Source organism: Mycobacterium seoulense, from assembly GCF_010731595.1.
Taxonomy (GTDB): domain Bacteria; phylum Actinomycetota; class Actinomycetes; order Mycobacteriales; family Mycobacteriaceae; genus Mycobacterium; species Mycobacterium seoulense.
Genome location: NZ_AP022582.1, coordinates 3,878,582 through 3,897,845, shown reverse-complemented (window position 1 = coordinate 3,897,845; position 19,264 = coordinate 3,878,582). Strand labels below are relative to the sequence as shown.

Genomic DNA, 19,264 nt, shown 5'->3' with positions numbered 1-19,264 from the left:
CGACTCCCCTCGGTGTCAGGCCGCACTAGCGGGCGCTAGCTTCTCGCATAACAGCCCCGCTAGACCGCGGATGGTTATGGTGGAGATGTCAGCGGACGGGATGCGAACCCCCGTTTCGGTCTCGATGCGGGTGCGTAGTTCGAGGGCGCCCAGCGAGTCCAAGCCGTACCCGGAGAGCGCCCGGTCGGGATCGACGCTGCGACGCAGAATCAGGCTGACCTGATCGGAGATCAGACGCCGCAGCCAGGTGGGCCACTCGTCCACGGGCAGCTCGTCGAGCTCAGCACGCAGTTTGCTTGTGCCCGTTTGGTTTTGCCCGATGGAGCGGAATGCCTGCGCAAACAGGCTGCGCTCGGCGAGGATCGCAAACCAGGAGGTGCCGGTGATCGGCGCGTAGCCGGTGTAGGCCCGGTCGTGGCGCAGTATCGATTCGAATGCGTAAGCGCCCTCGTCGGGGGCGATTGCAATGTCGGAGCTTTCCGCGAGCGCGGTCGCGCGCCCGATCTCAGCCCAGGGGCCCCAGGCGATCGCGGTGGCCGGCAGGCCCCGAGCCCGCCGCCAGTGCGTGAAGCCGTCCACCCAGCTGTTGGCCGCGGCGTAGGCGCCCTGCCCGGGCGAGCCCACCAGCGCGGCCGCCGAGGAGAACGAGCAGAACCAGTCCAGCGGCTGCCCGGCGGTTGCAGTATGCAAGTTCCACGCGCCGTAGACCTTTGGCGCCCAGTCATGCGCGATCAGCTCGTCGGTGATGTTGGCCAATGTGGCGTCCTCCACGACCGCCGCCGCGTGCAGCACGCCGCGCACCGCAAGCCCGGTCGCCGTCGCTGTGGCCACCAGCCGGTGCGCGGTGTCGGATTGTGCGATATCACCGCATTCCACCAGGATGTCGGCGCCGGTCGCGCGGATTCGCTCGATCGTCTCCAGCGCGCTGCGCGTCGGCTGTGAGCGTGAGGACAGCACGATACGCCCACATCCGGCGGCGGCCATCTTCTCCGCCAAGAACAGCCCAAGGCCCCCGAGGCCGCCGGTGATGAGGTAGGCGCCGTCGCGGCGGAACACCCGGGCCTGCGCCGGCGGCACCGTCACCCGGTGATGGCCGGTGTGCGCGACGTCAAGCACGATCTTGCCGGTATGCCGGGCGCCGGCCATCGTTCGAATGGCGTTGCCGGCTTCGGCAAGCGGGTAGTGCGTGCTCTCCGGCACCGGGAGCACTCCGTCCGCGATGAGCTGGTACACCGTGGTCAACAAGTCGTGAACCCGGTCGGGTTCGCTGTACGACAGCAGCGCCAGGTCGACGCCGTGAAACGCGAGGTTGGGCCGGAACGAGAAGAGGCCCAGCCGGGTTTCGCGCTTGCCTATCTCGACGAATCGTCCACCGAGAGCGAGCAATTTGAGGCCCGCGAGTTGAGCGGCGCCGGGGAGCGAGTTAAGCACGATGTCGACGCCATACCCGTCGGTGTGGCGCCTTATCAGGTCGGCGAACTCGGTGCTTCGCGAATCGTAGACATGGTCGATGCCCATGTCGCGCAACAGTTGACGACGTTGCTCGCTGCCCGCTGTGGCGAAGATTTCGGCGCCGGCGGCCCGGGCCATCGCGATCGCCGCCTGTCCCACCCCGCCCGTCGCAGAGTGGATCAAAACGCGATCACCGGCCTTGATATGAGCCAGCTCATGCAGGCCGTAATACGCGGTGGCGTGTGCGGTTGGTACCGCCGCGGCCTGCTCATCGGAGAGTCCAGCAGGCAGCGTCACCGCCAGGCGCGCGTCGCAGGTGATGAACGTGGCCCAGCATCCGTCGCCGCACAGACCCCCAACGTGATCGCCGACCTTATGGTCCGTCACACCTGGCCCGACGGCGGTCACCACTCCGGCGAAATCGGTGCCCAGCTGTTGTCGCCGGCCCTCGAAGGCGGGATAGCGATCGAACGCGATCAGCACATCGGCGAAGTTGATGTTGGAGGCGCTGATTTCGACCTCAATCTGGCCCGGCCCCGGCGCAACCCGTTCGCGGGCAATGAATTCCACCGACTCCAGATCACCGGGCGTGCGGATTTGCAGGCGCACGCCGTCGAGCTCGAGGTCGGCGATGGTGGTTTGCCGCTCTTCGGGGCGCAGCGGACTGAGGGCCAACCGCGCCGTGTACCACGCGCCGTGTCGCCAGGCCGTCTCGTCTTCCTCCGACCCGCCGAGCAGTTGGCGGGCGAGCAGCCCGGCATCGGTGTCATCGTCCACATCGATCTGAGTGACCCGCAGGTGTGGATGCTCGGTGCCGATCACGCGCAGGAGGCCCCGCAGCCCGGCCTGCTCCAAATTGGGCACGTCACTGGCCACTACGGTCTGGGCGTTGCGTGTCACGACGTAGAGACGGGGGAGTTGGCCGGGAATGTCGGGCAATTCGCGGGTGACACGCAACAGATGTTGCACGGACTCGAGGCCCAGCAGGGGCGACCGGTCACCGGAGCCGCCTTCCCCGGGTCCCGTCGCGATCACCAAGCCGCTGAATCCACCGGCACGCAGCTGATCTCGAAGCCGCTCTCTGTTCAAGGTGTGGTCGGCGTGCGGCGGCCAGCACATGGTGGTGCATTGTGCGCCAAGCTGTTTCAGCGCGTCCGCCATCGGGGCGACGGCGTCGGCGGTGGTGCCGACGACCAGCCAGGCTCCGGGGTTGTCGTGTTCCGCCTCCGGTAGTTCGCGTTGCCGCCATTCGATCGTCAGCAATCGCTTGGCCAGCAGCCGTTCGTCGTGGTCGCTTTCGGATGCTCCGGCACCCAAGCGCAGTCCCTGCACGGCGAGTAGGACGACCCCGTTCTCATCGAGCATTTCGAGGTCTGCCTCCACGCCGGAAGCGTCGGCTTTCGTCACCCGGGTGTAGCAGTAGCGGGCGCTGCGGGCAGCGCCATAGGAGCGGAGCCGCAGGAGACCCAGCGGCAATGCCAGCACATCTTCGCCCAGCGCACGCAACTCCGGGTGCGCCGCGACCGACTGAAAGCAGGCGTCGAGCAGCGCCGGGTGCACCCCGTAGGCATCTTGCTGTGAGCGGATTTGGCTGGGCAGCGTGACCTCGGCGAGCACAGTGCGGGTCGCGCCCTCGCCGGTGTGCAACGCGGCGAGACCGCTGAATGCCTGACCGTATCGAATGCCGCGTTCGTCCAGGCGACGGCGCACCTCGGCGCCGTCCTCGCGGCCCGGGTGCGCGGCGAGCAGCGCGGAGATGTCGTGTGCGGGAGGGGGATCCGCCGCTGCGGCAGACAGCACCGCGGTAACCAGCTGCGTTTGTTCGCCCCCCTCTTCGGACTCCACGGCGAAATCGGCGGCGCCCGCTGATGACAACGTCGCCGAGGCGCCGATCGTGGTCTGCTCGTCCAGCAGCAGCGCATGTTCGAAGCGCAGGTCGCGGACTTCAGAGGCGGTGCCGAGCACAGTGCGCGCGGCCGCCAGCGCCATTTCGCAGTAAGCAGCCCCCGGAAACACGGTCACATCGCGAACCTGGTGATCGCCGAGCCAGGGCTGGGCGGCGGTGCCGACCTCGGCCTGCCAGACGTGGCGCTCCGGGTCTTCCAGCAAACGCACGTGGGCGCCCAACAGCGGATGCACCGAAACGGTGCAACCGCCGTGTATCGAGGGTTGAGCGCCGCGGCTCAACAACAGCCGGCGGTGCGTCCAGGTCGGCAGCGGCGCGTCCACCAGCCGCCCATTCGGGTAGAGAGCGGAGAAGTCGACCGCGGCCCCCGCGCTGTACAGGTCCGCGACAAAACCGCGTAGCCCGTAGGGCTGCGCCTGCTCGCGGCGCATGGCGGCCAGGGCGGCCAGCGGCATGTCGAGACTGCGGGCGGTCTGCTCGACCGCGTGGATGAGCAGCGGGTGGGGCGCCAGCTCCGCGAAGACCCGGTAGCCGTCCTCCAAGGCGGCCCGCACCGCCGGGGCGAACCGCACCATCTGGCGCAGATTCTGCGCCCAGTACCCGGCATCGCAGAGCGGCCGCTCGCGCGGGTCGTAGAGGGTCGCCGAGTAGAAGGGAACTTCCGGCGGCATCGGGTGCAGCTCGGCGAGCGCGTCGGCCAGATCGTCGAGGATCGGGTCGACCTGGGGGGAGTGCGAGGCGACGTCGACGGCGATCTCGCGGGCCATCACGTCACGCGCCTCCCAGGCCGCGACCAGATCGCGCACCGTCTGGGTGGCACCGCCGATCACTGTGGACTGTGGCGACGCCACCACCGCCACCACGGCGTCGTCGACACCACGGGTCACCAGCTCCGAAAGCACTTGCTGGGCGGGCAGTTCCACCGAGGCCATCGCACCGGCGCCGGCGATGCGGGACATCAGCCGGGAGCGCCGGCAGATGACGCGCAACCCGTCTTCCAGCGATAGCGCTCCCGCGACGACGGCCGCCGCGACCTCACCCAGGGAATGCCCGATGACCGCGCCCGGGTGCACCCCGTGCGAGCGCATGGTGTCGGCCAGCGCGACCTGCATGGTGAACAGGGTCGGTTGAATCCGGTCGATACCGGTCACGGACTGCGGGGCGGTCATCGCCTGGGTCACCGAGAATCCGGACTCGTGGGCGATCAGTGGCTCGGCGGCCGCGACGGTCGCGGCGAACACCGGTTCGGTCGCCAGCAGCTCAGCTCCCATTTGAGCCCACTGCGAACCTTGTCCCGAGAACACCCAGACCGGTCCGCGGTCATCCTGCCCGGCCGCGGCCTGATACGGAGTGTCGCCGTCGGCGACCTCGCGCAAAGCCTGGGTGAGCTCCGGCCGGCTACTCGCAATGACGGCGGTGCGCACCGGGCGGTGCGCGCGCCGACGCGCCAGGGTGTAGGCCAGATCAGTCAAGGCCACCTCCTCGTGCGCCGCCACCCAGTCGGCCAGACGGCCGGCGGTGCGGCGCAATTCGTCGGCTGAGGTGGACGACAGCGGGAACAGCAGAGGTGTCGCGGTCCCCGACTCGGCTGGGATGGCTTCGGGCACAGCGGATTCGGGAGCCTGCGCGGGGGCTTGCTCCACGATGGCGTGTGCGTTTGTTCCCGAAAGTCCGTACGACGACACCGCCGCGCGTCGGGGATGGTGACCATTGGTCGGCCACGGTGTAATCGTCTGTGGCACAAAGAGTTCGGTTCTTATTGGGGCCATTTGGTCGGGCAGCCGGGTGAAGTGCAGATTTTGCGGAATCATGCCGTGCTGGAGGGCCAGGATCGTTTTCATCAGCCCGAGCGCTCCCGCGGCCGACTGGGCATGCCCCAGGTTGGTCTTCACCGTTGCCAGCGCGCAGGGGCCGTCGCTGCCGTAGACGGCGGCGAGGCTGGCGTATTCGACCGGGTCGCCGACGGGCGTGCCGGTGCCGTGCGCCTCGACCATGCCGACGCTGCGGGCGTCGACGCCTGCCGCGGCCAACGCCGCCTTGTACACCGCGGTCTGCGCCTCGACCGAGGGTGTGGCGATGTTGACGGTGTGGCCGTCCTGGTTGGCGGCACTGCCGCGGATGACGGCCAGGATCCGATCGCCGTCGCGCAGCGCGTCGGACAAACGCTTGAGTAACACCACGACGCAGCCCTCGGCAGACACGAACCCGTCAGCCGCGACGTCGAACGCGTGGCACCGCCCGGTGGGAGACAGCATGCCTTCCGCGGAACCTGCGACGAACTTCCGCGGATCCAGGATCACCGCGGCGCCACCCGCCAGGGCGAGGTCGCTTTCACCGTCGCTCAGGCTGTGACAGGCCAGGTGCACTGCGGTCAGACCGGACGAGCATGCGGTGTCCACCGTGAGCGCGGGACCGTGGATGCCCAAGGCGTACGCGATCCGCCCGGATGCCAGGCTGAAGCTGCTGCCGGTGAATCCATACGGCGCCTCCACGGCGTTCGCATCGGCGGCCAGCAGTTGATAGTCGCCGTGCGTCAGACCCACGAACACACCGGTGAGCGAGTCGGCCATGGTCGCCGGAGTCAGGCCGGCGTGCTCGATGGCCTCCCAGGAGGTTTCCAGCAGCAACCGGTGCTGGGGGTCGATCGCGGTGGCCTCGCGCTCGTTGATCCCGAAGAATTCGCAATCGAAGCCGGCGACGTCATCGAGGAACCCGCCCCACTTCGTCACCGATCGACCCGGCACACCCGGCTGAGGGTCGTAATATTCCTCGGCGTCCCAGCGGTCCGGCGGGACCTCGGTGACCAGGTCATCCCCGCGTACCAACGCCTCCCACAGCCGCTCAGGGGAGTCGATGCCCCCCGGCAGTCGACAAGCCATGCCGATGACAGCGGTGGAAGTGAGGGTTGCTTTGTCCACGGCCGTTACCTCTTCTTATCCGGCGGGGCGGTAAGCGCGTTTGATTTCGAATTTGCTGATGGGACCGCCTGGTCGAGTCAGCGCATCTTCGACAATTGGTTGCGGCCGGAAACGTCGGGTGTTGGGCGTGATACCGGTGCCCATTCCAATTGATCGATTACGGAGCTGATGGGGTGTAATCCCGGGCTCTACCAGCGCAAACACATATTCAGAGTTCGGCTCGAGGTCCGAATAAGCAATCGCTGCGTGGAACACGTGGCGGTCCGCCTCGAAAAAATCGGCCCTGGGTGGTGCCAGCTCTCGCGGCGCTTTGCTGATTGCTCGCCTAGGCAAATCTGGAATGACTGATTTCCCGATATTCGCCAATAGGCTGGGTCGCCATTCGGTGCGGAAGTGACCAGACTTTCGTGAAGGCGGGACATTTGATTGTCGCCCCGTCAGTAGGTGTTTCCGGCCCTCAAACCTCATCCGACTTCGCCCGCCTCAAAGGCGTATGAGTCGACGGCGGCGCCAGCGTGGCCGCTCTCGCTACTTTGCCGGGCGGAGCGGAGATGCAGCGCGAATGGTTGCGCTCTCGACCATCCGGCAGTTGGTTGAGACTTCGGCGAAGGCCCGCCGCACGTCGTCCCGCGCCGGTTGTCGTCGGCCGAAACGAACAAGTCGGCGTTGTCGTTGTCGACGGGTCGATCATCGGTTCTCCCACCCCGCAACTCGACATGCGTGGAACAGACGATACCCAAGGTCTCGTTGGCGCGCGCCGCCTTGAGGCAAATTTTCCGAAGTGACCAGTGTGTTAGCTGTGCGGTAAACCACGATGGGGGTCACGGCCCGGCGGAGCAGCCTCCGCGGTGGCGCCGGCGCGTGCCGGGCGCTGGTGGCGGGTTAGCGCGCCTGGCCCTGCGAGGCCAGGAAACCCGCGACGCCGCGGACCATCGCGTCGGCGTACTTCTGCCTGCCCTCGGCCGATTCCATCAACGCCGAATCCGCGGGGTTCTTCATGTTGCCGCACTCGACCAGGATCGACGGGTACTGTGCCAGGTTCAGCCCGGCCAGGTCCGAGCGACCGTACAGCCCGTTCTGGCCGATGTAGTTGGCCGGCGGAATCCCGGAGGCCTGCATCTGGTCGCGCATGATCCGGGCGTACTGCACCGACGGGCCCGCCTGCACCTGGTTCAGCGGCGGGGCCGAGTAGTTGACGTGGAATCCCCGGCCCGACGCCGGGCCGCCGTCGGCGTGGATGCTCAGGACCGCGTTGGGGTGCAGCGCGTTGGCCATGTTGGCGCGCTCGTCGACGCACGGCCCCAGCCCGGTGTCGTTGCCGCGCGCCATGGCGGTCCGGACGCCCAGGGCGTTCAACTCCGCACGGACCCGCAGCGCGGTGTCCCAGGTGAAGGTGTGTTCCTGATAGCCGCTGTTGGTCGACGTCCCGCTCGCCTGGCAGTCCTTGGTGCCGCCGCGGCCGGTGGGCACCTGACGGCTGATCGAGGCGTCGTTGGAGCCGTTGTGGCCGGGATCGATGAAAACCACCATGCCGGCGATGTTGGAGGGGACGCCCCATGCGGCCGGGACCGCGGCCGGGGTGATCGCCGCCGACGCGGCGACCAGCACACCCATGACCAACCTGACGCCGACACGCCTGCTCACTCGTAGGTCCACGGCGCAAAGGTAGCCTCGCGCGGTCTACGCTGGGTGTTTCGAATCGCCGGACACACGCAGGCGAAACCAACTCGAGACCAAGATGCGAGGGGACTGTCATGCAACCTGGAGGCGACATGTCGGCGCTGCTGGCCCAGGCGCAGCAGATGCAGCAGAAGTTGATGGAAGCCCAGCAACACCTCGCCAACGCCGAGGTGCACGGACAGGCCGGCGGTGGCTTGGTCAAGGTGACGGTGAAAGGCAGCGGCGAGGTGGTCGCGGTGCGGATCGATCCCCAGGTGGTCGACCCCGGCGACGTCGAGACGCTGCAGGACTTGATCGTCGGTGCCATGGCCGACGCGTCGAAGCAGGTCACCCGGATGGCGCAGGAGCGGCTCGGCGCGCTGGCCGGCGGACTCGGCGGGCCGCCCCCGGGCCAGCCCCCGGCCCCGGCGCCGGGGCTCTAGATCCTCCGCCGACATGTTTGAAGGACCCGTCCAGGATTTGATCGACGAGCTCGGCAAGCTGCCGGGTATCGGGCCCAAGAGCGCGCAACGCATCGCCTTTCACCTGTTGTCCGTCGAGCCCCCGGACATCGACCGCCTGACCGCGGCGCTGGGGAAGGTCCGCGACGGCGTCCGGTTCTGCGCGGTGTGCGGCAACGTCTCCGACAACGAGCGGTGCCGGATCTGCTCGGACCCCCGCCGGGACGGCTCGCTGGTGTGCGTCGTCGAGGAGCCGAAGGATGTCCAGGCCGTCGAGCGCACCCGCGAGTTCCGGGGCCGCTACCACGTGCTGGGCGGCGCCCTGGATCCGCTGTCGGGGGTGGGGCCCGATCAGCTGCGGATCCGCGAGCTGCTCAGCCGGATCGGGGAGCGGGTCGACGACGTCGACATCGCCGAGGTGATCATCGCCACCGACCCCAACACCGAGGGCGAGGCGACCGCCACCTATCTGGTCCGGATGTTGCGTGACATCCCCGGCCTGACCGTGACGCGGATCGCCTCCGGGCTGCCGATGGGCGGCGACCTGGAGTTCGCCGACGAGCTGACGCTGGGCCGCGCGCTCGCCGGCCGCCGGGCGATGGTCTGAGGTCGCTCAGGACTTGATTAATCGGAACGGCCGGGTGACGGTCGAGCCTGGACCTCCACACCCGTCCGACGTGGTCGTCCGGCCCTCACCGGCAAGCGACACGGCGTCGAAGCTGTAGTCGACGGTTGCCGGGACCGAGGCTCCGTTCGCGCACGGCGCCCGCGTCGCGCCGCTGTGGGTCCAGCGTCCGTTCGCGAGGTCGAACTCCCAGCTGATGACGAACGTCCCGCCGTCCTGCGAGGTCGCCAGCGTGCAGTCCGACCCGCACGGGGCGAACAGCCAATTGGTCGACTTGTCGCTGTCGGTATAGAGCACGGTGTACCGACCGCTCGGCACTTCCGGGGCGGCGTGCGCGGGCACCGGCGTAATCAATGCGGCCGCGACCAGCAGGGCGCCGCCGCCCGCCCACCCCGGCCGGCTGCTTCTCGCGATGTCTTTCCTCACGTCAGCGCGCCGCCAATCGCTCCCGGCGCAGCAACTCCACCTCTGGCAGGTTCAATGGTGCCAGCCCACCGACCACCTGGCCCAGCAGCAGGTCGGCCAGCTCGGGGTTGCGGGCCAGGCACGGCCCGTGCATGTAGGTGGCGACGACGCTGCCCTGCACCGCGCCGTCGTAGCCGTCGCCCGCCCGGTTGCCCGCGCCCTTGACCACCGCACCCAGCGGGGACGCGGCGGGGCCGAGCACGGTGCCGCCCCGGTGGTTCTCGAAACCGGTGAGCCGTTGGGTCAGCCCGGGCAGCAGCGGCTTGGTGATCAGCTCCCCGATGGTGCGGGCCTCCTGCGGCGAGGTGGTCGCATCGAGCAGGCCCACGCCGTCGACCCGTTCACCCGCCGATGTCTCATACCACTGGCCGAGCACCTGGACCGCCGCGCAGATCGCCAGCACGGGCGCGCCGCGTTCCGCGGCGCGCTGCAGCCCCGGGTGCTTGATCAGGTGCTTGGTGGCCAACCGCTGCGCGTAGTCCTCGGCCCCGCCCAGCGTGTAGAGGTCCAGCGAGTCCGGCACCGGGTCGGCCAGCGTGATCTCGACGATCTCCGCGGCGATGCCCCGCAGCCGCAGCCGCTGGCGCAGCACCAGCGCGTTGCCGCCGTCGCCGTAGGTGCCCATGACGTCGGGCAGCACCAGCCCGATGCGCACGGTCGAGTCAGCCATGACGCGCCAACGCCCGTTGCAGCTGGAGGAACGCGGTGTAGTTGGCGACGACCTCGACCCGACCCGGCGGGCAGGACGCGATGGCGGCCACGGTGTCGTGCACCAGGGTGTGGTCGACACCCGCATACCCGAGCCGCACCGCGAGGTCGGTGCCCCGCTCGCCGGCCGCCACCACCGCGGTCTTGTCGAAGTGTTCGAACTGCACGTCCCACAGCCAGGACAGGTCCTCGCCGTCGGGCACCTGCCCGTTCACCGAGATCACCACCCCGGCCGCGTGCTTGTCGACCATCGACAGCGCCTCCTGCCAGCCGGCCGGGTTCTTGGCCAGCAGGATCCGCGCCTGGTGGTCGCCGATCCGGACGGTCCGGTAGCGCCCGGCCACCTCGTCGACTCGGCTGGCGGCCGCGAGGGCCCGGACCGGGTCGGCACCCAGGGCGACGGCGGCCGCGACGGCCTGGGCGGCGTTGCCGCGGTTGACCGCCCCCGGCAGCGCCAACCGCATCGGCAGGGCCAGCCCGTCGGGCCCGTACAGCGTCTCGTCGTCGAACCACCACTGGGGGCTGGGCCGCTTGAAGTCGGCGCCGGTGGAATACCAGTGGCCCTTCTCGCGGACGATGACCTCGCCGCTGCGCGGGCAGCTGACCGAGTCGTTCGCCCAGGAGCCGCCCGCGGCCACCCACACCACGTTCGGGCTGTCGTAGGCCGCCGACGTCATGAGCACGTCGTCGCAGTTGGCGACGACGACCGCCTTCGGGTGGCGCGCCAGCCCGGCTCGCAGCGTGCGTTCGATGACGTTGATCTCGCCGACGCGGTCCAGCTGGTCGCGCGACAGGTTGAGCAGCACGACGACGGCGGGCTCGACCGCGTCCGAGACGTGTGGCACGTGCATCTCGTCGACCTCCAGGGCCGCCAGCGGCGCCTCGCGGTTCGCCGCCAGCGCGGCCACCAGCCCGGCGTCCATGTTGGCGCCCTCGGCGTTGGTGGCCACCGATCCCAGCGTGCCCAGCGCGGCGGCGGTCATCCGCGTGGTGGTCGACTTGCCGTTGGTGCCCGTGACCACGACGGTGCGCCGGCCGGCTGCGAGCTGGCCAAGCACCGAGCGGTCCAGGGTCATCGCGACCAGGCCGCCGATCATCGCCCCGGCCCCGCGGCCGGTCACCCGCGACGCCCAGCGCGCGCCCGCTCCCGCGGCGAGGGCCAGGCGGGCGCGGGTGGTGATCACCCGGGCAGATTACCGACCGACACGGCAGCGTAGCGACCCGGCGATGTCGGTCCGACGTGCCATCCTCAAGTCATGAACGGCGTGTCCTGGGGTCGGCCGGCCAGCGAGCCGGTCGGGGGCTGGGCCGTCATCGACGTCGAGACCTCGGGCTTTCGTCCGGGCCAGGCGCGCGTCATCAGCCTGGCGGTGCTCGGCCTCGATTCCGACGGCCGCGTCGAGCAGTCGGTCGTCAGCCTGCTCAACCCCGGCGTGGATCCGGGTCCCACCCACGTGCACGGCCTGACCGCCGCGATGCTGGAAGACCAGCCGCAGTTCACCGACGTCGTCGACGACGTGGTCAAGGTGCTGGACGGCCGCACCCTGGTGGCCCACAACGTCGCGTTCGACTACTCGTTCCTGGCCGCGGAAGCCGAACTCGCCGAGGCCGAACTGCCCATCGACTCCGTCATGTGCACGGTCGAGCTGGCCCGGCGGTTGGACCTCGGCATCGACAACCTGCGATTGGAGACGCTGGCGGCGCACTGGGGCGTGACCCAGGAACGGCCGCACGACGCCTTCGACGACGCGATGGTGCTGACCGGGGTGCTGGCGTCGGCGCTCGAGCGGGCGCGCCAACGCGACATCTGGCTGCCCGTGCATCCGGTGACCCGGCGCCGGTGGCCGAACGGCCGCGTCACCCACGACGAGCTGCGCCCGTTGAAGGTGCTGGCCTCGCGGATGCCCTGCCCGTATCTCAATCCCGGCCACTACGTGTGCGGCCGGCCGCTGGTGCAGGGCATGCGGGTGGCCCTGGCGGCCGAGGTCGGCCGCACCCACGAGGAACTCGTCGAGCGGATCCTGCACGCCGGGCTGGCCTACACCGACGCCGTGGACGCGGAGACGTCGCTGGTGATCTGCAACGACCCCGCCCCGGACCAGGGCAAGGGCTACCTGGCCCGCCAGCTGGGCATCCCGGTCATCTCCGACAGGCAGTTCATGGACTCCATCCGCGCCGTCGTCGGCGGCACCAGTATGGAGGAATTCACCGACACCACCACGGTGGATCAGCAGCTCTCGCTGTTCTAGCAGTCCCTAACGCGCCGCGCGGTTGACCGCCGACACCACGGCCCGCAGCGACGCGGTGGTGATCGACGGCGCGATGCCGACACCCCACACCGTGCGGCGCTCGCTGGTCGCGTGCCGACCCGCTTCGCCCGGCTCCGCCGCGCTCGCGATCGGCACGGCAACCGACGCCTCCACGTAGGCCGCGGCCTGCGCGTCGTCGCCGGCGCTCATCGCGTGCTCGGAGTAGTCGAGGACCGCGACGTCGAACCCCACCTCACCCAGCGCGTGGACGAACGCCGCCAGGGGGCCGTTGCCCGCGCCGCTGATCTCGGTCTCGACCCCGTTGACCTTGACGGTCGCCGCGATCGTGGTGCTGCCGCTGTCTTCCTCCGAGGCCTCGACCCGCTGCTTCATCCGCTCCAGCGGCCAGACCGGGGCCAGGTACTCCTCGTAGAACGCGTCCCACATCTCCTTGGGGGAGACCTCCCCGCCCTCACCCTCGGTGATCTGCTGGATCGCCTGGGAGAACTCGATCTGCAGCCGCCGCGGCAGGGCCAGGCCGTGGTCGGACTTCATGATGTAGGCCACCCCGCCCTTGCCGGACTGCGAGTTGACCCGGATCACCGCCTCGTAGGTGCGCCCGACGTCCTTGGGGTCGATCGGCAGGTACGGCACCTGCCAGAGCATGTCCTCGACGTCGGCGTCCGCGGCGTCGGCGTCGATCTTCATCTGGTCCAGGCCCTTGTTGATGGCGTCCTGGTGGCTGCCGGAGAACGCGGTGTAGACCAGGTCCCCGCCGTAGGGGTGGCGCTCGTGTACCGGCAGCTGGTTGCAGTACTCCACGGTGCGACGGATCTCGTCGATGTTGGAGAAGTCGATCTGGGGGTCCACGCCGCGGGAGAACAGGTTGAGCCCCAGCGTCACCAGGCACACGTTGCCGGTGCGCTCGCCGTTGCCGAACAGGCAGCCCTCGATCCGGTCGGCGCCGGCGGCGAAGCCCAATTCGGCTGCGGCGACTGCGGTCCCGCGGTCGTTGTGCGGATGCAGGCTCAGGATGACCGATTCGCGGTTGGCCAGGTTACGGCTCATCCACTCGATCGAGTCGGCATAGACGTTGGGGGTGGCCATCTCCACGGTGGCGGGCAGGTTGAAGATGATCGGGTTGTCCGGGGTCGGCGCGATGATCTCGCCCACGGCGTCGCACACCTGCCGGGCGTACTCCAGCTCTGTTCCGGTGTAGGACTCCGGCGAGTACTCGAAACGCCATTGTGTGCCAGGGTATTTGGCGGCCTCCTCGACGCACTTGCGGGCGCCGTCGGTGGCGATGGCCAGCACCGCGGCCCGGTCGGCGCGAAAAACCACGCGGCGCTGCAGGATTGACGTCGAGTTGTAGAAGTGCACGATGGCCCGCGGCGCGCCCTCGCACGCGACGAAGGTGCGCTCGATGAGTTCGGGCCGGCACTGGGTCAGCACCTGGATGGTGACGTCGTCGGGGATGGCGCCGTCGGTGATGATCTCGCGGACGAAGTCGAAGTCGGTCTGGCTGGCCGACGGGAAGCCGACCTCGATCTCCTTGTAGCCCATGCGGACCAGCAGGTCGAACATGCGGCGCTTGCGGGCCGGGCTCATCGGGTCGATCAGCGCCTGGTTGCCGTCGCGCAGGTCCACCGCGCACCACAGCGGAGCGCGATCGATGACGCGGTCGGGCCAGGTGCGGTCGGGCAGCAGGACGGGCTCGACCTCGTCGGCGAAGGACCGGTACCGGTTGACCGGCATCGCCGAGCCCCGCTGCGGGTTCCACGCGGGCTGGCCGGGCCGTGGCGGGCCCGCGGGTTTGACGATCGAACGTGTTGACGTATAGGCGTCGGGGTTGGAAGTCACGGTAGTTGCTCCGGGGGTGTCAGAAGGAACCTCAGACCGGCGCATCGCGAACACCCGCGACGGGAAGCCGGTCTGGATCAGACCCCGTCGCGGCGTCCGAGGAGGAGCACCCGCTGCACGTCGAGAACTCTACCGCGATCGGCGCCCCGGCGAAAATTGCGCGAAAGTCGTCGAGTGTGCGGTGACGGCCTCCGGTGTGCGGTCACGGCGGGAAAACCGCGAATATTCAGCCCCGAACGCACACGCAAGGCCGTGAGTTCACACCGGACGCCTCGCCGGGAAAATCCCGATGTGCAGGCACGTATTCTGTTGTGGACCTAAATGCCAGCGGGAAAGGGAGACAGTGGCGCTCGTCGTGCAGAAGTACGGCGGATCCTCGGTGGCCGACGCCGACCGGATCCGCCGGGTGGCCGAGCGCATCGTCGCGACCAAGAAGCAGGGGAACGACGTCGTCGTCGTGGTCTCCGCGATGGGCGACACCACCGACGACCTGATGGACCTGGCCCAGCAGGTGTGCCCGGCCCCGCCGCCGCGGGAGCTCGACATGCTGCTGACCGCCGGCGAGCGCATCTCCAACGCGCTGGTGGCCATGGCGATCGAATCGCTGGGCGCGCAGGCGCGCTCGTTCACCGGTTCGCAGGCCGGCGTCATCACCACCGGCACCCACGGCAACGCGAAGATCATCGAGGTGACGCCGGGACGGCTGCGGGACGCGCTCGACGAGGGGCGCATCGTGCTGGTCGCCGGGTTCCAGGGCGTGAGCCAGGACACCCGCGACGTCACCACGCTCGGCCGCGGCGGCTCGGACACCACGGCCGTCGCGCTGGCCGCCGCGCTGCACGCCGACGTCTGCGAGATCTACACCGACGTGGACGGCATCTTCAGCGCCGACCCGCGCATCGTGCACAACGCCCGACGGTTGGACACGGTGACGTTCGAGGAGATGCTCGAGATGGCGGCCTGCGGCGCCAAGGTGCTGATGTTGCGCTGCGTCGAATACGCTCGCCGCTACAACATTCCGGTGCACGTCCGCTCGTCGTACTCGGACAGGCCGGGCACCATCGTCAAGGGATCGATCAAGGACATCGCCATGGAAGACCCCATCCTGACCGGAGTCGCGCACGACCGCAGCGAGGCAAAGGTGACCATCGTCGGGATACCCGACATCCCGGGGTATGCGGCCCGCGTGTTCCGGGCCGTCGCCGACGCCGACGTGAACATCGACATGGTGCTGCAGAACGTCTCCAAGGTCGAGGACGGCAAGACCGACATCACCTTCACCTGCTCGCGCGACAGCGGACCCACGGCGGTGGCCACGCTGGACGCGCTCAAGGACGAGATCGGGTTCACCCAGCTGCTCTACGACGACCACATCGGCAAGGTGTCGCTGATCGGCGCGGGCATGCGCAGCCACCCCGGCGTCACCGCGACCTTCTGCGAGGCGCTGGCGGAGGTCGGCGTCAACATCGAACTGATCTCCACCTCCGAGATCCGCATCTCGGTGCTGTGCCGCGACACCGAACTAGACAAGGCCGTCGTGGCGTTGCACGAGGCGTTCGGGCTCGGCGGCGAGGAGTCGGCCACGGTGTATGCGGGGACGGGCAGATAGATGGTTGCCATAGGTGTAGTGGGCGCCACCGGCCAGGTGGGCCAGGTGATGCGCAGGTTGCTCGACGAGCGGGACTTCCCCGCGACCTCGGTGCGGTTTTTCGCGTCGTCGCGCTCGCAGGGGCGCAAGCTGGAATTCCGCGGCCAGGAGATCGAGGTCGAGGACGCCGCGACCGCGGACCCGACCGGGCTGGACATCGCGCTGTTCTCCGCGGGCAAGACGATGTCGCTGGTGCAGGCGCCGCGGTTCGCCGCGGCCGGGGTGACGGTGATCGACAACTCGTCGGCGTGGCGCAAGGACCCCGACGTGCCGCTGGTGGTGTCCGAGGTGAACTTCGACAGGGATGTTCGGGGCGCCGGCGCCCTGCCGAAGGGCATCATCGCCAACCCGAACTGCACCACGATGGCCGCGATGCCGGTGCTCAAGGTGCTGCACGACGAGGCCGAGCTGGTGCGCCTGGTGGTCTCGAGCTATCAGGCGGTGTCCGGCAGCGGGCTGGCCGGGGTCGAGGAGCTGGCGACCCAGGCGCGCGCGGTCATCGACGACGCCGAGCAGTTGGTGCACGACGGCTCCGCGGTCGAGTTTCCCGAGCCCAAGACCTACGTCGCGCCGATCGCCTTCAACGTGGTGCCGCTGGCCGGCTCGCTGGTGGACGACGGCTCCGGCGAGACCGACGAGGACCAGAAGCTGCGGCACGAGAGCCGCAAGATCCTGGGCATCCCCGAGTTGGCCGTCAGCGGAACCTGCGTGCGGGTGCCGGTGTTCACCGGGCACTCGCTGTCGATCAACGCCGAATTCGCCCGGCCGCTGTCGCCCGAGCGGGCCCGGGCGCTGCTCGACGGCGCGCCGGGCGTCAAGGTGGTCGACGTGCCTACCCCGTTGGCGGCCGCCGGCGTCGACGAGTCGCTGGTCGGCCGCATCCGGCACGATCCGGGCGTGCCCGACGGGCGCGGCCTGGCGCTGTTCGTGTCGGGCGACAACCTGCGCAAGGGCGCGGCGCTGAACACCATCCAGATCGCCGAGCTGCTGGCCGCCCAGCTGTGATGAGCGGGTGAACACCGCCCACACTCGACTGGTCGCGCGGTGCTCGCTTGCATTGACTCTGTTTGCGCCGCAATGCTTTTGGCTTGCGCACGCCGACCCGCCCGCTCCGGTGCCCGAGCCGATCGTGGGTCCGCTGGCGCCCGGTCAGGTGTTGCGGCTCGGGCCCACGGCCGGCACGGGCACCCCCACCGGGGACTACGGCATCGGCGCGACCGACCTCTGTGAGTTCGTTGAATTCCCCACCGAGCTGTTGCAGGTCTGCGGCGACAGCTTCGCCGGCCAGGGCGTCGGGTTCGGCGGCTGGTACGCGCCGGTCGCGTTGCACGTGGACACCGCGTCGATCGACGACCCGGCCGGGGTGCGCTACACGGGCGTCACCGGCATCAGCAACCCGCTGCTGGCCGATCCCACCCCGCCGGGCGCCTCGCAGCTGCCCGCCGGGGTGGTGCAGATCAACCGGCGCAACTACCTGATGGTGACGACGACGAAGAACCTGGAGCCGCAGAGCTCACGGCTGGTGACGGCCGAGCCCGCGCGGGCGGGGTGGCAGACCATCGCCGGGTCGCGGCGACCCGCCTCCTATCAGGGCGGGTCCCAGACGCAGATCAGCGGCTACTACGACCCGATCCCGAAGCCGGACTCGCCCACCGGGTGGGTGTACATCGTGGCCGACAGCTTCACCCGCAGGGACCCCGTCGTGCTGTATCGGGCGACCCCGCAAGCGTTTACCGACCGGTCCCGGTGGCAGGGCTGGGCGGCCGGCCCGCACGGTGGCTGGGGCAAGTCCCCCACCCCGCTGTGGCCGGACGCCGTCGGCGAGATGAGCATTCGGCAAATCGACGGCAAGGCCGTGCTGTCGTATTTCAACGCGGTCACCGGCAACATGGAGGTCCGCGTCGCCGACGACCCGACCGGCCTGGGCGACGCGCCGGTGACCACGGTGGTGCAGCACGACGAGTGGCCGGAGCCCGCGGAGAGCCTGCCGCCGCCGTATGACAACCGGCTCGCGCAACCGTACGGCGGATACATTTCGCCCGGCTCCACCCTCGACGAGCTGCGAATCTTCGTGAGCCAGTGGGACACCCGGGCCCGGGTCGCGGCGCCCTACCGGGTGATCCAGTTCGCGGTGAACCCGTTCAAGCCGTGATCAGTGGCCCGAGTTGTGGGCCAGATCGATCGCGTACTGACTCACGAAGGTGCCCGCCGGCGGATCGCCGTTGTCGCACGTTCCGTCGGATTCGCCGGGACGTTTGATCCACAGATAGGCGTCGGCGTGCGCGCCCGCGGTGGCCGTGGTGGGCGGGGTGCCGAGCGCCCGGCCGCTGGGGTTGCACCAGTTGAGCCGGGAGTCGGGCGCCGGCCCGACGCCATTGCGCGACGTGTCGATCACGTAGTGCGAACCGTTCGTCAGCCCCGAAATCGCTTCGCCGTAACCGATTTCGTCCGCGGTGGTGTAGAAGTTCGCGGTGTTGACGCTGAAACCCCGCGCGTGCCCGACCCCGACCGCGTTGAGCCGGGCGGCCATGTCCTCGGGGCTGTGCCAGCGCAGGTGGCCGGCGTCGATGTACACGGCCGTGGCCGGATTGCGCGTCAGGGTGTCGACGGCGTAGCGGATCAGGTCGTAGCGTTCCTGGCGCTGGTCGGCGGACAGGCAGTCGGCCATGGCGAGGGCGTCGGGTTCGAGGATGATCGCCGTCCGCGCACCGCCCACGTCATTGGCGATGCCGCTGATCCACGCGCGGTAGTCGTCGGCCGTCGCGAAGCCGCCCGCGGCGAAGCTGCCACAGTCGCGGTGGGGGATTCCGTAGACCGCCAGCACCGGGATGGCGCCGGCGGCCTGCGCGTCGCCGGTGTACTTCGCGACCGTGGCCGCGGACGAGCCCGGGACGATCCAATACGCCTGCGGCGTGTTGGCGATCGCGGTCAACTCCGGACTTGCAGGATCGGCATGCTGCGCCGCGCGCATGGCCGCCGAGTTGGGGTTGACGTAGAAGGGCATGCCGGCCAACGGGTTCGCATCGTCGGCCAGGCGCACCGCCGGCGGGGGACCGGCCTGCGGCGGGCCGGCAAGCAGACCCACGGCGGCGACCGTGAGCAGGGGGGCGATCCACCGCGCGACTGCACCAGCAGCTGAAGACATCACGTCAGGAAAATTAGTGGGTCCGCGGCGTCGAACGCCAATCGTGGGTCCACACTGCTGCCATGGAATTCGTTTGCGCCGATCCGGTCCATGCCGGCACGGGCCGCTGACGCTTACCCGAGGGTGGGTTTGGCTGGTTGACCTGCTGGGGAGCGGGTTTTGACCTCA

At 69.4% G+C, this 19,264-nt stretch carries 13 protein-coding genes; 6 read left to right on the top strand and 7 right to left on the bottom strand.

Annotation, left to right across the window (positions count from 1 at the left end; translation table 11 throughout):
• Nucleotides 1-15: 15 nt before the first annotated feature.
• Nucleotides 16-6,237: a sulfolipid-1 biosynthesis phthioceranic/hydroxyphthioceranic acid synthase gene (gene pks2 / locus G6N37_RS18130; protein WP_174813958.1), complete on the bottom strand. Its 6,222-nt coding sequence runs from the start codon at nt 6,235-6,237 to the stop codon at nt 16-18.
• Nucleotides 6,238-7,158: 921 nt separating this feature from the next.
• Nucleotides 7,159-7,932 carry an Rv3717 family N-acetylmuramoyl-L-alanine amidase gene (locus G6N37_RS18125; RefSeq protein ID WP_197745707.1) on the bottom strand — a complete coding sequence of 258 codons (774 nt, stop codon included), beginning with the start codon at nt 7,930-7,932 and terminating at the stop codon, nt 7,159-7,161.
• 98 nt (nt 7,933-8,030) lie between these two features.
• Between G6N37_RS18125 and G6N37_RS18120 the strand changes: the two genes are divergently transcribed.
• A complete protein-coding gene (locus G6N37_RS18120) occupies nt 8,031-8,378 on the top strand; it encodes a YbaB/EbfC family nucleoid-associated protein (RefSeq protein WP_163682488.1) in 348 nt (115 codons plus the stop codon).
• 13 nt (nt 8,379-8,391) lie between these two features.
• Entirely contained in the window at nt 8,392-9,003 is a 612-nt protein-coding gene (recR, locus tag G6N37_RS18115; RefSeq protein WP_085241286.1) for a recombination mediator RecR, read from the top strand.
• Nucleotides 9,004-9,009: 6 nt separating this feature from the next.
• Here recR and G6N37_RS18110 read toward each other — a convergent pair whose 3' ends face one another.
• The 3 genes from G6N37_RS18110 to G6N37_RS18100 are packed head-to-tail and all read right to left on the bottom strand — an operon-like array spanning nt 9,010 to nt 11,378.
• Entirely contained in the window at nt 9,010-9,447 is a 438-nt protein-coding gene (locus G6N37_RS18110) for a hypothetical protein (RefSeq protein ID WP_163682486.1), read from the bottom strand.
• A gap of 1 nt (nt 9,448) precedes the next feature.
• Complete coding sequence (locus G6N37_RS18105; RefSeq protein WP_163682483.1) at nt 9,449-10,156, bottom strand: type 1 glutamine amidotransferase; 708 nt, start codon at nt 10,154-10,156, stop codon at nt 9,449-9,451.
• Nucleotides 10,149-11,378 carry a Mur ligase family protein gene (locus tag G6N37_RS18100; protein ID WP_163682481.1) on the bottom strand — a complete coding sequence of 410 codons (1,230 nt, stop codon included), beginning with the start codon at nt 11,376-11,378 and terminating at the stop codon, nt 10,149-10,151. The genes G6N37_RS18105 and G6N37_RS18100 overlap by 8 nt, the downstream gene beginning before the upstream one ends.
• Before the next feature lie 72 nt (nt 11,379-11,450).
• Between G6N37_RS18100 and G6N37_RS18095 the strand changes: the two genes are divergently transcribed.
• Nucleotides 11,451-12,443 carry a DEDDh family exonuclease gene (locus G6N37_RS18095; RefSeq protein ID WP_163682479.1) on the top strand — a complete coding sequence of 331 codons (993 nt, stop codon included), beginning with the start codon at nt 11,451-11,453 and terminating at the stop codon, nt 12,441-12,443.
• A gap of 6 nt (nt 12,444-12,449) precedes the next feature.
• Here the strand turns inward: G6N37_RS18095 and leuA are convergent, their stop codons facing one another.
• The gene (gene leuA / locus G6N37_RS18090) at nt 12,450-14,348 is read right to left on the bottom strand and encodes a 2-isopropylmalate synthase (protein WP_163682477.1); all 1,899 of its coding nucleotides are present in this window, start codon (nt 14,346-14,348) and stop codon (nt 12,450-12,452) included.
• A gap of 298 nt (nt 14,349-14,646) precedes the next feature.
• Between leuA and G6N37_RS18085 the strand changes: the two genes are divergently transcribed.
• The 3 genes from G6N37_RS18085 to G6N37_RS18075 are packed head-to-tail and all read left to right on the top strand — an operon-like array spanning nt 14,647 to nt 18,103.
• Complete coding sequence (locus G6N37_RS18085) at nt 14,647-15,912, top strand: aspartate kinase (RefSeq protein ID WP_163682475.1); 1,266 nt, start codon at nt 14,647-14,649, stop codon at nt 15,910-15,912.
• On the top strand, nt 15,913-16,956 hold the full coding sequence (locus tag G6N37_RS18080; protein ID WP_163682473.1) for an aspartate-semialdehyde dehydrogenase: 1,044 nt from the start codon (nt 15,913-15,915) through the stop codon (nt 16,954-16,956).
• 7 nt (nt 16,957-16,963) lie between these two features.
• Complete coding sequence (locus G6N37_RS18075) at nt 16,964-18,103, top strand: DUF4185 domain-containing protein (RefSeq protein WP_179961857.1); 1,140 nt, start codon at nt 16,964-16,966, stop codon at nt 18,101-18,103.
• Here the strand turns inward: G6N37_RS18075 and G6N37_RS18070 are convergent, their stop codons facing one another.
• Nucleotides 18,104-19,099: a glycoside hydrolase family 6 protein gene (locus G6N37_RS18070; RefSeq protein WP_163682472.1), complete on the bottom strand. Its 996-nt coding sequence runs from the start codon at nt 19,097-19,099 to the stop codon at nt 18,104-18,106. It abuts the gene before it with no gap.
• Nucleotides 19,100-19,264 lie beyond the last annotated feature (165 nt).